Annotated in this window: 12 protein-coding genes; 6 read left to right on the forward strand and 6 right to left on the reverse strand. The window is 74.9% G+C overall.

Annotated features, from left to right (window positions below; genetic code table 11):
* Positions 1-309: 309 nt before the first annotated feature.
* The 3 genes from ACFCX4_RS11350 to ACFCX4_RS11360 all read right to left on the reverse strand — a co-directional run bounded on the left by ACFCX4_RS11350 (position 310) and on the right by ACFCX4_RS11360 (position 1908).
* A complete protein-coding gene (locus tag ACFCX4_RS11350; RefSeq protein ID WP_376140804.1) occupies positions 310-789 on the reverse strand; it encodes a YjbQ family protein in 480 nt (159 codons plus the stop codon).
* A gap of 274 nt (positions 790-1063) precedes the next feature.
* A complete protein-coding gene (locus tag ACFCX4_RS11355) occupies positions 1064-1330 on the reverse strand; it encodes a hypothetical protein (protein WP_376140806.1) in 267 nt (88 codons plus the stop codon).
* Positions 1331-1782: 452 nt separating this feature from the next.
* Positions 1783-1908 (reverse strand): hypothetical protein, encoded by a 126-nt coding sequence (locus ACFCX4_RS11360; RefSeq protein WP_376140808.1) that lies wholly within the window; start codon positions 1906-1908, stop codon positions 1783-1785.
* Between the two features lie 89 nt (positions 1909-1997).
* On the opposite strand from ACFCX4_RS11360, the gene ACFCX4_RS11365 reads away from it, so the two are divergent.
* Positions 1998-4226 (forward strand): CDP-glycerol glycerophosphotransferase family protein, encoded by a 2229-nt coding sequence (locus ACFCX4_RS11365; RefSeq protein ID WP_376140810.1) that lies wholly within the window; start codon positions 1998-2000, stop codon positions 4224-4226.
* A gap of 168 nt (positions 4227-4394) precedes the next feature.
* Here the strand turns inward: ACFCX4_RS11365 and ACFCX4_RS11370 are convergent, their stop codons facing one another.
* Positions 4395-4607, reverse strand: coding sequence for an EF-hand domain-containing protein (locus ACFCX4_RS11370; protein WP_376140812.1), 213 nt, complete (start codon positions 4605-4607; stop codon positions 4395-4397).
* A gap of 220 nt (positions 4608-4827) precedes the next feature.
* Here ACFCX4_RS11370 and ACFCX4_RS11375 point away from each other — a divergent pair, with 220 nt between their 5' ends.
* Positions 4828-5496 (forward strand): lysophospholipid acyltransferase family protein, encoded by a 669-nt coding sequence (locus ACFCX4_RS11375; protein WP_376140814.1) that lies wholly within the window; start codon positions 4828-4830, stop codon positions 5494-5496.
* A 148-nt stretch (positions 5497-5644) separates the two neighbouring features.
* On the opposite strand, the gene ACFCX4_RS11380 is transcribed toward ACFCX4_RS11375, so the two are convergent.
* The gene (locus ACFCX4_RS11380) at positions 5645-7459 is read right to left on the reverse strand and encodes an ABC transporter ATP-binding protein (protein ID WP_376140816.1); all 1815 of its coding nucleotides are present in this window, start codon (positions 7457-7459) and stop codon (positions 5645-5647) included.
* Positions 7460-7720: 261 nt separating this feature from the next.
* Positions 7721-8494, reverse strand: coding sequence for an SDR family NAD(P)-dependent oxidoreductase (locus tag ACFCX4_RS11385; RefSeq protein WP_376140817.1), 774 nt, complete (start codon positions 8492-8494; stop codon positions 7721-7723).
* A 190-nt stretch (positions 8495-8684) separates the two neighbouring features.
* Here ACFCX4_RS11385 and ACFCX4_RS11390 point away from each other — a divergent pair, with 190 nt between their 5' ends.
* The 4 genes from ACFCX4_RS11390 to ACFCX4_RS11405 all read left to right on the forward strand — a co-directional run bounded on the left by ACFCX4_RS11390 (position 8685) and on the right by ACFCX4_RS11405 (position 11914).
* Entirely contained in the window at positions 8685-8873 is a 189-nt protein-coding gene (locus ACFCX4_RS11390) for a hypothetical protein (protein ID WP_376140819.1), read from the forward strand.
* 185 nt (positions 8874-9058) lie between these two features.
* The gene (locus tag ACFCX4_RS11395; protein WP_376140821.1) at positions 9059-9877 is read left to right on the forward strand and encodes a hypothetical protein; all 819 of its coding nucleotides are present in this window, start codon (positions 9059-9061) and stop codon (positions 9875-9877) included.
* Positions 9877-10815, forward strand: coding sequence for a DUF6895 family protein (locus ACFCX4_RS11400; protein ID WP_376140823.1), 939 nt, complete (start codon positions 9877-9879; stop codon positions 10813-10815). The genes ACFCX4_RS11395 and ACFCX4_RS11400 overlap by 1 nt, the downstream gene beginning before the upstream one ends.
* 7 nt (positions 10816-10822) lie before the next feature.
* On the forward strand, positions 10823-11914 hold the full coding sequence (locus tag ACFCX4_RS11405; RefSeq protein WP_376140825.1) for a serine hydrolase domain-containing protein: 1092 nt from the start codon (positions 10823-10825) through the stop codon (positions 11912-11914).
* Positions 11915-12269 lie beyond the last annotated feature (355 nt).

Below are 12269 nucleotides of genomic sequence, written 5' to 3' on the forward strand. Positions count from 1 at the left end.
GTGGGGCACCCCACGGCGGCGGTGGGCGGGCGCTGTCCCGGAGGACACCGCCCACGGCGACGCGCCACGTGCCCGCACCCGCCGCCGACGGCCTTGAAGGCCGCCGGACGCACGGTGGCGGCCCGGCCCTCCCCGACGGCCACGCGGCCGCCCGGCCGCCGCGACCAAGAGGCACAGGCACTCCGCCACCACCCCGGTCGTGGCCCCATCCGGCCCGGGCGCTCCTGACAGCACCGCGGGCTCCCCCTCGGGAACGACGCGCCGCCGGCCGGCACCCGGCCCGCACCCCGCGGCCGACCCCGCCCGGGGTCAGCCCAGGAAGGAGAGCCGGAGTGTCCGGCGCGGGTTGTCGCCGTTGGTGTCGACCAGGACCACCGACTGCCAGACGCCCAGTGCCAGCTGTCCGCCGATCACCGGGAGGGTGGCGTGCGGGGCGACCAGGCCGGGGACGACGTGGTCGCGGCCGTGGCCGGGGCTGCCGTGCCGGTGCCGCCAGCGGTCGTCGGCCGGCAGCAGCGAGCGCAGGGTGGCGAGGAAGTCGTCGTCGCTGCCGGAGCCGGTCTCCAGGACGGCGATCCCGGCCGTGGCGTGCGGGACGAAGACGTTGAGCAGGCCGTCCCGCCCGACGGCGTGTTCGTCGAGGAAGCGGGTGCAGCGGTCGGTGATGTCGAGCGCGACCTCACGGCTGCCGGTGGTGATCTCGAAGGTCTCGGTCCGGAAGGACCCCGAGTGGGACGGGGCGTGGGAGGTCGGATGCGAAAGGGAACGGGAGTAGATGTGGTCCGCCATGGCGCCATCCTCACCCACGTCCGGGGGTGCTCCGGCCAGCCTCGCCGACTCCCCGTGCCGGAGGGGCAAGTCGGCGTACCATGAAAGGTTCAGACCAATTCCGGACCGCCCCGGAACACGGCCGGACCCGGAACACGACCGGAACACCACCCGGAACACGACCGGGCAGGACCGACCCGCCCGGCCCGCTTCAGGGGACGCCGAAGACCCGACGGTCCCGGGGGATCCGTCGGGTCGGTGCAGGTGGGTGCGGAGGGCGGCCGGAGGCCGCGGCTCAGCCGCGCCCGCCGAAGAGCCCGCGCCGCAGCCGGCGCAGCGGCGCCAGCAGCTTGACCCGGTGCCGACGCGTGGGCGCGGCCGGGGCGCTGGTGCCACGGGGCGTCAGTTCCCTTATCAACCCGAGCGCCTCGGCGGTGTCGACCGCCGGGAGTGCGGGCGCGCCGAGCACGGTCAGGTGCCGGTCGATCCGGCGGCCGGTCGTGCCGACACCGCACTGGATCGCCGGCACGCGAGGCCGAGTCCGCACTTGCATGTGTTCCATCTGAATTCCCACCCCTACGAGGCGCCAGGGCCGTGAGGCGAAGACTATCCGCGACGGACGGTCTTCGCGCAACCGTCCTGGTGTTCTGCCACCGTATCGTGCGGCGTCAACTGACACCGCACCAGGGGCCGCCCGACCGGTCACGACTAGGCATCAATGATGGTGCGCGATCGGGCCCGTGTCACCAGGGCCTCGGGGGCATCCGTGCGGCGCCCGCCGGGGCGGCGGCGCTCCGGCGCACGATGTGATCCAGGCCTCACCACCCCGGTCCGCCGGGCGCCCGCCACGCCCTCGGCCTCACCCCTTGCGCGATACGACTATCCGTTTAGGAAGTGAACACAGACGAGGGATTGACGCGAGCCCTGGCTCCAAGCAATATCAGTATCGATCACGCGGGCGCCAGCCGCGCCCACCGCTGTGTTCGACTGATGAAGATTCCGGCTCTCCCGTGTCTACTGCCAGGCCGCCCCGACGCTGCGGCGGCCAGGCGCGGGCGGTGCCCGGGACGGCGGCAGGCCGTAGAGGGTCGGCCGGGCCGCCACCAGGCTGCCGGTGCCGCCCCGCTCGGGGTCCGGCACCGGCGGCTCCTCCGGTGTCCGCTCCGGTGCCCCCGGCGGCGGCGACCTGCGCGTTCCGCACCGCGGCCCGCTCGGTAGACTCGGCCAGCGTGCCAGTCCTCCTCAGCATCGTGCTCCCGGTCCACGGGGTGGAACGCTTCCTGCCCCGCTGCCTCGACTCCCTCCTCGCGGATGCCTCCGGGCCCCGCTCCGGGCCTTCCGAGTCCCGCTTCGAGGTGATCGCGGTCGACGACCGGTCCCCCGACCGCAGCGGCGCGATCCTGGACGAGTACGCGGCCCGCGACCCGCGCCTGCGCGTCCTCCACCTCCCCGAGAACCAGGGCCTCGGCGGCGCCCGCACCGCCGCGCTGCCCGAGGCGCGCGGCCGCTACGTCTGGTTCGTGGACAGCGACGACTGGGTCCCCGAGGGCACGGTGGCCGCCCTGCTCGCCGAGCTCTCGGCGGAGACCGGGCGCGAGGAGCGCGGGGAGGCCCCCGCCGACGTGCTGCTGACCGACTTCACCCACGTCTATCCCGACGGCGGGACCGAGCCCAACCCCTGGCGGCACGTGCTGACCGGCTCCCCGCTGGTCGAGGGGTGCACACTGGCCGAGCACCCGGCACTGTTCAAGACGGTGATGTCGGTCTGGAACAAGGTGTTCCGCCGGGAGTTCCTGCTCGGCCTCGGCGTCTCCTTCGGCCGTGGCTACTACGAGGACATCTCCGTCACCTACCCGGCGCTGCTCGCCGCCGGGCGGCTGCGCTACCTCGACCGGCCCTGCTACTTCTACCGGCGCGGCCGGGCCGGGGCGATCACCAGCACCGCCTCCGCCAAGCACGCCGACGCCTTCGCCCAGTACGACGCGATCTTCGCCTTCCTGGACCGGCCCGACCGCCCCGGCCGGCCGGTCCCCGAGGCGCTGCGCACCCTGGTCTTCGAACGGACCGTGCAGCAGGCGCTGACCGTCTACGACACCCCGGGGCTGGTCCCGGTCGGGCTGCGGCCCGACTTCTTCCGCCGGACCGCCGCGCACTTCACCCGGCACCGCCCGGCCGGCTACCGCTTCCCCGGGGGCGTGCGCGGGGTGCAGTACCGGCTCGCGGCACGCGGGGCCCGGCGCGCGTACGGGGAGCTGCGCCGTACCGGGCGCCTGCCGCGCGAACTCAAGCGCGGGGCGCGGGCGGTGGCGCCGGCCCTGAGGAAGGGGATGCGCAGCAGCGCCCGGTTCACCGCGTACAACGCCTTCCGCCGGATGCCGCTCGACTCCTCGCTGGCCGTGTACGCCGCGTACTGGCACCGGGGTTACGCCTGCAGCCCGGCCGCGATCTACGAGAAGGCGAAGGAGCTGGCGCCCGGGGTCCGCGGGGTCTGGGTGGTGGAGGACCGCGCCCGGGCGGCGACGCTGCCGGAGGGCGTCCCCTACGTCGTTGTGAACACCCCGGCGTACCTGAAGGCGATGGCCACCGCCAAGTACTTCGTGAACAACGTCAACTTCCCGCGCACCATGGCGAAGCGGTCCGGCACGGTGCACGTGCAGACCCAGCACGGCACGCCGCTCAAGGCGATGGGGATGGACCTCAGGGACCACCCGGTGGCCGCGGACGGGATGGACTTCGACCGGCTCCAGGAGGCCGTCGACCGCTGGGACTTCCTGGTCTCCTCCAACCCGCACACCAGCGAGCACTTCGCCCGGGCCTTCCCCGGCCGGTACGAGATGCTGGACACCGGCTACCCGCGCAACGACCGGCTGGCGAACACCACCCCGGCCGAGGTGGCGGCGATGCGCGAGCGGTTCGGGCTGGCGCCGGGGAGCACGGCCGTGCTGTACGCGCCCACCCACCGGGAGGCGCGCGGCGGTTACGTTCCGCTGCTGGACGTGCGGGAGCTGGCGCGGCGGCTGGGGCCGGGGTTCACGCTGCTGGTCCGCACCCACTACTTCCACACCGGGGGTCCGGGCGACCTGACGGCGGAGGAGGACGCGGCGCAGATCCTGGACGTGTCGGAGCACCCGACCGTGGAGGACCTCTACCTGGCGGCCGACGTGCTGGTCACGGACTACTCGTCGATGATGTTCGACTACGCCGTGCTGGACCGGCCGATCGTGATCTTCGCGCCCGACTGGGAGGAGTACCGGCGGGACCGGGGCGTCTACTTCGACCTGTTCGAGCAGCCGCCGGGTGCGCTGACCACGGAGCCGGAGGGGCTGGCGGCGGCGCTGCTGGCCGGGGACCCGGAGCCGGTGGCGCGGGCGGAGTTCCGCAAGCGGTTCTGCCCGTGGGACGACGGCGGGGCGGCCGAGCGGGTGGTCCGCCGGGTGTTCCCGACCACCGACCGCTGACGCCGGCCACCGACCACTCACCGCCGACCGCCGGCACCGGCCACGCCGCCCAGGCCGCCGCTGCTCCGGCGGGGACGGCGGGGACGGCGGGGACGGCGGCGGCGCGGGCCGCGGGGGTGACACGGCGACGGGCCCCGGGGAGCACCCCGGGGCCCGTGCGGCGTCGGCTCAGCCCTGGCGCGCGGCGAGGAACTCGTCGAAGGTCAGCTCGCCGTCGTGGTTGGTGTCCATCTGCTTGATGACGGCCTCGGCCACGGCGATCGAGGTGGTCAGGTCCCCGAGCTCGCGCGCCACCAGGGCGTACTCGGTGGCGGTGATCCGGCCGTCGCCGTTCACGTCGAACTTGTCGAACGCCGCGCGGATGCCGTCGACGTCTGCCATGGGGTCCCTCCTGAGGACTGATGAACTGCTGATGTGCGTTTTCCGACGGCGGTACCCTACCCGGCCGTGGTGAGCGCCACGGTGGGCGGGAGTGGACGGCCGCGGGGGTGGGTGTCGTAGTCTGCGGGTCGGTGTCCCGGCCCGGCCGGGAAATCCGCACGCCGCTCGTAGTAACCCCAGGCCCGGGCACCTCTCGGGCGTGCTCGTCCAGGGAGGGACCATGATCGATCTCGTCACCAGGCTGGTGCTGAAACCGCTCGCCCGGGGGATCTGGCGGCCCTCCATCGAGGGCATCGAGAACGTGCCGCGCAAGGGCGGCGTCATCCTGGCCAGCAATCACCTGTCGTTCATCGACAGCGTGGTGATCCCGCTCACCGCACCGCGCCGGGTGCACTTCCTGGCCAAGGCCGAGTACTTCACCGGCAGCGGGCTCAAGGGCGCGCTGTCCCGCGGCTTCTTCGAGGGGATCGGCGCCGTCCCGGTCGAGCGCGGCACCTACCGGTCGGCCCAGGCCTCGCTGGAGCGGGCGCTGGAGATCCTGGAGGACGGCAAGGCGTTCGGCATCTACCCCGAGGGCACCCGTTCGCTGGACGGCCGGCTCTACCGCGGCAAGACCGGCGTGGCCTGGCTGGCGCTGACCGCCGGCGTCCCGGTGGTGCCGGTGGCCCTGGAGGGGCCGGAGGGGATCCTGCCGGTCGGCAAGCGGCTGCCGCGGCTCAAGAAGGTGACGGTCCGGTTCGGTGAGCCGCTGCACTTCGACGAGCTGCACGGCCAGGCCCGTTCGCTCAAGGCCCGCCGCCAGGTCACGGACGAGGTGATGGCGGGGATCCAGCGGCTCTCCGGCCAGGAGGTCGTCGGGTCGTACAACGAGATCCCCAAGGCGGCCTGAGCCACCGCCGGGCCGGCCGCCGCCGTCCCGAACGGCGCCCCACCGCCCCGAACAACCCGCCGCCGCACCGCCGGTCACCACGCGGCCGGTCACCACGCCGCGTGCTCAACGCCGTCCGGCCGCCCGCCGTCCGGGACCCTCCCCCCGGTCAGCGGGCGACGGCCTCGGCCGGGGCCTCCCGGCGCAGCAGGGCGGCGTAGCGCCCGCCCGCCGCCAGCAGCTCCTGGTGGCTGCCGAGTTCGGCGACCTCCCCGCGGTCCAGGACGGCGATCCGGTCGGCCGCCCGCACGGTGGAGAGCCGGTGCGCGACCGTGATGGTGGTGCGGCCCGCCGCGAGGATGTCGATCGCCTCCTGGACGGCGCGCTCGGTGCTGTTGTCCAGCGCGCTGGTGGCCTCGTCGAGGATCAGCACCGGCGGGTTGCGCAGGATGGTGCGGGCGAGCGCGAGGCGCTGCTTCTCCCCTCCCGAGAAGCGGTAGCCGCGCTCGCCGACCAGGGTGTCGTAACCGTCCGGCAGAGCGGCGACGGTGTCGTGGATCCGGGCGGCCCGGGCGGCGGCGACGAGTTCGGCGTCGGTGGCGTCCGGCTTGGCGAAGCGCAGGTTGTCGGCGACCGAGGCGTGGAAGAGGTAGGTCTCCTGGGAGACCACGCCCACCGCGCGGGCCAGCGTCTCGAAGGACAGCGCGCGGACGTCGACGCCGTCGAGGGTGACCCGCCCGCCGGTGACGTCGTAGAGGCGGGGCACCAGGTAGCTGAGCGTGGTCTTGCCGGAGCCGGTCTCGCCGACCACCGCGAGTGAGCCGCCGGCCGGGATCCGCAGGTCGACCCCGGACAGGGTGGGCCGCTCCTGCTGCGGGTCGTAGCGGAAGTCGACGCCCTCGAAGCGGACCTCGCCCCGGATGTGCTCCAGGGTGACGGGGTGCTCGGGCTCGTCGATCTCCACGGGGAGGTCGAGGTACTCGAAGATCCGCTGGAAGAGCGCCAGCGAGGTCTGCACCTGGACGCCGGTGGAGAGCAGGCTGACGGTCGGTCGGAACAGCCCCTGCTGGAGCGAGACGAAGGCGACCAGGGTGCCGGTCGAGACGATCGGCGCGCCACCGGCCCCGGTCATGCCGGCCGCCCAGTAGATCACCGCCGGCATCGCGGCCATCACGACCTGGATGGTGTTCATCCGCCAGCGGCCGGCCATCGAGGCGCGCACCTCCAGCTCGGCCAGCCGGTCGGACTGGCCGGTGAACTCCCGGGAGAGCGAGTCGGACCGGCCCATGGTGCGGCCGAGCAGGATGCCGCTGACCGAGAGCGACTCCTGCACCGCCGAGCTCATCGCGGCGAGCTGCTTCTGCCGTTCGCCGGTGATCTTCTTGCGCTCGTTGCCGACCCGGCGGCTGATCCAGACGAACAGTGGCAGGAGCAGCAGCGAGATCACGGTGAGCCGCCAGTCCAGCGCCACCATGGCCACCACCGAGGCGATCACGGCGGTGAAGTTGGAGACCAGCGAGGTGGCGGTGGAGGTCACCGTGGACTGCATGCCGCCGATGTCGTTGGCTATCCGGGACTGCACCTCGCCGGTGCGGGTGCGGGTGAAGAAGGCCAGTGACATCCGCTGGAGGTGGCGGTAGACGGCGGTGCGCAGGTCGTGCATGACCCGCTGGCCGACGGTGGTGGAGATCAGCGTCTGCAGCACGCCGAAGACGCTGTTGACGACGGCGGCGGCGACCATGCCGAGCACCAGCGCGGTCAGCAGTCCGGTGCGGCCCTGCGGGATGGCGGTGTCCAGGACGGCACGGAGCAGGAACGGCGTGGCCACCGAGACCACGGCGGAGGCGGCGACCAGCAGGCCGACGACGGCGAGGCGGCCGGAGTAGGGGCGGAAGAGCGCGAGGATGCGGCGCCACGGGGTCGGCGGGCGCGGTTCGCCCTCGGCGCGGGCGGGCGGGGTCCACTGGATGCCTTCGGGGCGCACGGTCGGGCAGCCTCCCTGGGACGGGTCGCGCGGGCGCGGCGCCCGTGGGCGCGCGCCGACGGCGGGGTGGGCGGTCGGGCGGCCGCCAGCATAACGAGAAAGGCTCATAGTTAGCAAAGCTAATAGTGAGATTACCTCGCCATACCGGGCCGCCCGCCTCGGCCACCCCGCCCCGCCCGGCCGGCCCGGCGCCCCGGTCGCCCCCGGCGTGCGGTACGTCGGCGTGCGGCGCCCCGCGTGCCCCGCGGCCGGGCCGTCGGCTCAGGTGGTGCGGTACGTCCGGGCCGCCTTGGAGGAGACGCCGCCGAGCCTCCCGGCCGGCAGCACCCGGGCCACCGCGACCGCCAGCTTGTACCGCCTGCTCGGCACCGACACCGAGCGCCCGCGGGCCAGGTCGCGCATCGCCTCGTCGACCACGCGCTCGGCCGACAGCCAGCCCCAGGCCGGGATGTTCTCCGTGCCCATGCCCGCCCGCTCGTGGAACTCGGTGCGGGTGAAGCCCGGGCACAGCGCCATCAGCCGCACCCCGGTCCCGCCGAGGTCCCGCATCACGCCCTGAGTGAAGCTCACCACCCAGGCCTTGCTGGCCCCGTAGGTGCCGCGCGGCAGGAAGGCCGCCACCGAGGCGACGTTGACGACCGCGCCGCGCCGGCGCGCCCGCATCCCCGGCAGCGCGGCCGTGGTCAGCCGCAGCACCGCCTCGACGTGCACCTTCAGCATGTCCAGCTCGTCCTGCAGCGGCACGGTCGAGAAGGCCCCCCGGTTGCCGAAGCCGGCGTTGTTCACCAGCAGGTCCACCGGGCGGGCGTCGTCGGAGAGCCGGGCCTCGACGTCCGCGATGCCCCGCTCGGTGGCGAGGTCGGCGCCGAGCACCTCCACCTCCACGCCGAACCTCCCCCGCAGGTCCGCGGCGGAACCCTCCAGCCGCTCGGTGTCGCGGGCCACCAGGACGAGCCGGTAGCCGCTCCGCGCGAGCCGTCGGGCGAAGGCGGCTCCGATGCCGGCGGTCGCGCCGGTGATCAAGGCAGTGGTCATGCAGCGACCGTACCTACTCCCCGGTACCGGTGGTACCCGGGCGATGCCGGCGGGCACCGGGGCGGCGCCTCTCCGTGACGGCGGTCACCGAGCGTACAGGGGTGGCGCCTCGCGGTTCGTGCTCGTATCGTCGATCGAGGGGGGCGTACCGCCGGACCAGGCGGTGGAACTTCGATGAGGAGGCACTCGGATGCTTGCTCAGACCACCCATACCACGTTGGCCACGCAGGCCGAGATCGACGCACTCGGCATGTTGATCACGGAGGACGAGGCGACCGTCAGCGACGCGCCCACGTACCGCCCCGAAGCCGCCGCGCTGCTCCTGCTGGCAGGCGCGCTCCTGCTGTCCCCGAAGCCGCCGAAGGAGAAGACCCGGTAGTCGGAACCGACGGTACCGGGCGAAGCACGGAGTCCCGTCGCGCCACGGCCCTCCGGTCCCGCCGGGGCCGTGAGCGCGACGGCCGGGGCCACCGGCCGACAACCCGGGCCCCGGCGGGGCCGCCGCGTCCATGCGCCGCCGCCCCGTGACCCCGCGAAGCCCACTCCAAGGAGAAGCACGCAACCATGCCAACCGCCGATCTCTCGCTCCGCGACGAGTACGCCGCAGCGGTGGAGCGGCTGGCAGGCCGCACCCTCGACGCCCTCCGGGGAGTCGGGGGTGCGGTCACGCCCGCCGCCCCCGGTCCCGGCCCCGCGCCGCGTCCGGTCCTCGCCGCCGCCCGGGTGCTCGGGCCGGACGTGCTCGCGCCCCAGCTGCTGGGCGCCGCCGGACCGGACGAACAAGCCGTCCTGCTGCTGGCCGAGGCCCACCGGGCCTTCCCGCCCACCGCGTTCCCGGCCCCCGCCGCCTCCCCCGGCGCCCCGGCCGCCGGCACCCCCGCGGACCACGAGGACCACGCCCGCGCCGCCGGTGCCGCCCTGGTCACCGCGTGGCGGGACTGGGCCACCACGGTGCTGCTGACCCAGGCCCTCGGCCCCGCCGCCGGGACCCTGCTGCCCGCACCGGCCGGCGACGACGACGGCCGCGGCGCACCCCGGCCGGGCCACGCCCCGCGCCCCGAGCCGCACGCCTGGCAGGCCTGGTCGGTCCGGATGGCACAGCTGTCCGCCCTCGCGCTGCCCGGACTCGACGGTCCCGTCCACGACGCCGCCCGCGAGCACCGCCTCGACCTGGCCCGCGGCGCCGTCCGCTCGCTCCTCCGCTGCGACCACCGGGTCGCCGCCCGGCTGACCAGGTGGCTCGCCTGGCTCGCCGCCGACGGCCGGACGCTGCCGCTGGAGGTCGAGCCGATGCTGGAACGGATCCTCGCCGTCGGCGACGGCAGCGCCCGCACCACGCTCGAACTCGCCGTCGCGGAACGCCTGCTGAGCGGAGAATCCTGATGACCGACCACCGGATCCTGGCCGGCGCCCAGCAGTTGGGCTCGCGCGCGATGTCCTGGCTGCACGAGTGCCACCGGCGCGGCTTCGGCCGGCTCCCCGACGACGTCACCATCGACCTCGCCGACCCGAACAACGCCTACAAGCCGCTCGCCGAGTCCGCGCTCGCCGCGTCCCTCGTGCTGCGCGACGGCGTCACCGGCCCGCACGACGCGCAGATCGCCCGCGAGCTCCTGGACTTCGGCTGGTCCCAGCTGCGCGAGGGCAACCTGCTGTACGAACGGCTGCTGCGCTACCCGGTGATGACCGACCCGCTGGAGACGTACGTGCACTTCGCACGGGCCGGCTACCGGCACGCACCGCTGGAGGAGCTGCTGGAGTCGCTCACCAAGGTGCGCGGGCTCCAGGCCACCGAGATGATGCCCAACCGGCGGCTCGCCCTCGCCAACGCGCGCCGGGTGATCGGCCTGCGCAACCAGCCCGACGACCTGGCCGCCCTCACCGCCCGGACCTGGCTCGGCCAGACCCCCGAACCCTGGGCGATCGACTGGCTGACCGGCTATCACATCACCCACGCCGTCTTCCACCTCACCGACTGGGGCGCCCAGCCGGAGCGGATGCCCGAGCACATGCGCGAGTACGTCCGCAACTGGCTGCCGGTCTGGCTCGACACCTGGCTGGAGGTCGGCCAGTGGGACCTCGTCGGCGAGCTGCTCGTGGTCGACTCCTGCATCGGCGAGCCCGTCACCGGCACGCAGGGCTGGGAGGCGCTCGCCGCGATCCAGCGCGAGGACGGCCTGATCCCGCGCGAGAGCGCCGAGCCGGTCTCGGACGACCCGGAGAAGGCCTTCCAGGACCACGAGCACACCGCCGTCGTCGCGGTCGTGGCGGGCACGGTCACCCTCTCCCGCGCGCTCGGCGGCGCGGCGGTCCCGGCGTGAGCACGCGGTGAGCACCACGGTGCCCCGGAGCGGGACGGCCCCGGGGACCGGACCGGCCGAGGGCGGGCCCGGCCGGGAGTCACTGGCCGGGCTCGTCCGGGCCGCCGGGCCGCACGCCACCGCCGTGACCCTGGCCGTGGCGCGCGGCGACCGCAGCGCCGTCCACTGCCACGGCCGCACGGCCCGCGACGGCGAGCCCTGCACCCCCGGCACCGGCTACGAACTCGGCTCCATCAGCAAGGTGTTCACCGCCCTGCTGCTGGCCGACGCGGCAGCGCGCGGCGAACTGTCCCCGGACGACCCGCTCGAACGCCACCTCCCCGACGGCTGGCGGCCGCCCCGCGTCCGGCGCGGCGGCCCGGTCCGGCTGCTCCACCTGGCCACCCACACCGCCGGCCTGCCGCGCCTGCCCCCGGGCCTGACCGCGAGCGCCCTCCCCCGCTGGAACACCAACCCCTACGCCGCCTACGACGAGGAGCGGCTGCGGGCCGGCCTCGCCGCGACCACCGTGCGACGCCCGCCCGGCGAGGTGTACTGGTACTCCAACTTCGGGGTGGGGCTGCTCGGCCGGCTGCTCGTCGAGGCGGGCCGCAGCCCCGGCTACCCGGAACTGCTCACCGACCGGATCTCCCGTCCGCTCGGCCTGGGCACCGTCACCTGCTCCCCCGACGCCCCGCACCGCGCGACCGGCTACCACCGCGGCCGCGCACTGCCGCCCTGGCGGATCCCCGGCCTCCCGGGCGCGGGCGCCGTCCGGGCCGGCGGCGCCGACCTGCTGCGCTTCCTGCGCGCCCACCTGGAGCCGGGCGAGGGCCCGTTCGGGGCCGCGCTGCGCGACGTCCGGCGTGCGCGGCTGCGGCTGCCGCGCTCGGACGACCGGGTGTGCCTGGTCTGGAACGAGCGCCGCACGGCGGACGGCCGCGACCTGCTCTTCCACACCGGCGCCACACGCGGCTTCACGGCTCTCGTCGGCCTCTGCCCGCAGACCGCCACCGCCGTCGCCGCCCTCACCAACTCCGGGCCCGACCTGGCCAACAGCTTCGTGCAGACGTCCTACGAGACCTTCAAGCACCTCGCGGCCCCGGACGACGAGGGGTGACCTCCCCCGGCGGGCGGCCCCGGGGTCTGCGCCCCGTCAGGGCCGCTCCGCCCGGCGACGAGCGGGAAGGCGACCACCGGAAACCACCAGCCGAGGAGCCGGGCGCGGCTCGCGGCTTCCGGTGGTCGGCGGCGACGGATGGCACCCCCTTCCGGTCGGGAGGCCGACCACCGGAGGGAACCGGGTAGGTCCGCACGGGCCGCTTCGCCGACGCCGACCGGACGCGGCCGGGTGGCGCGGGGCGGCGCCGGGCTTCGGCGGGAGCCGGGCGACGTCCGGGGAACGGTCCGCGGCCATCGGCTCATGACCGCGGACGACGGGCGGGTGGCCGCGTACCGGAGGCCACCGACCTCCC

Source organism: Kitasatospora sp. NPDC056327 (genome assembly GCF_042261735.1).
GTDB lineage: Bacteria > Actinomycetota > Actinomycetes > Streptomycetales > Streptomycetaceae > Kitasatospora.

Bases quoted from the DNA above. Each gene is read 5' to 3' on its own strand.
- ACFCX4_RS11350 (WP_376140804.1), bottom strand. From the start codon at position 789: ATGGCGGACCACATCTACTCCCGTTCCCTTTCGCATCCGACCTCCCAC.
- ACFCX4_RS11355 (WP_376140806.1), bottom strand. From the start codon at position 1,330: ATGGAACACATGCAAGTGCGGACTCGGCCTCGCGTGCCGGCGATCCAG.
- ACFCX4_RS11370 (WP_376140812.1), bottom strand. From the start codon at position 4,607: ATGGCAGACGTCGACGGCATCCGCGCGGCGTTCGACAAGTTCGACGTG.
- ACFCX4_RS11375 (WP_376140814.1), top strand. From the start codon at position 4,828: ATGATCGATCTCGTCACCAGGCTGGTGCTGAAACCGCTCGCCCGGGGG.
- ACFCX4_RS11385 (WP_376140817.1), bottom strand. From the start codon at position 8,494: ATGACCACTGCCTTGATCACCGGCGCGACCGCCGGCATCGGAGCCGCC.
- ACFCX4_RS11390 (WP_376140819.1), top strand. From the start codon at position 8,685: ATGCTTGCTCAGACCACCCATACCACGTTGGCCACGCAGGCCGAGATC.
- ACFCX4_RS11395 (WP_376140821.1), top strand. From the start codon at position 9,059: ATGCCAACCGCCGATCTCTCGCTCCGCGACGAGTACGCCGCAGCGGTG.
- ACFCX4_RS11400 (WP_376140823.1), top strand. From the start codon at position 9,877: ATGACCGACCACCGGATCCTGGCCGGCGCCCAGCAGTTGGGCTCGCGC.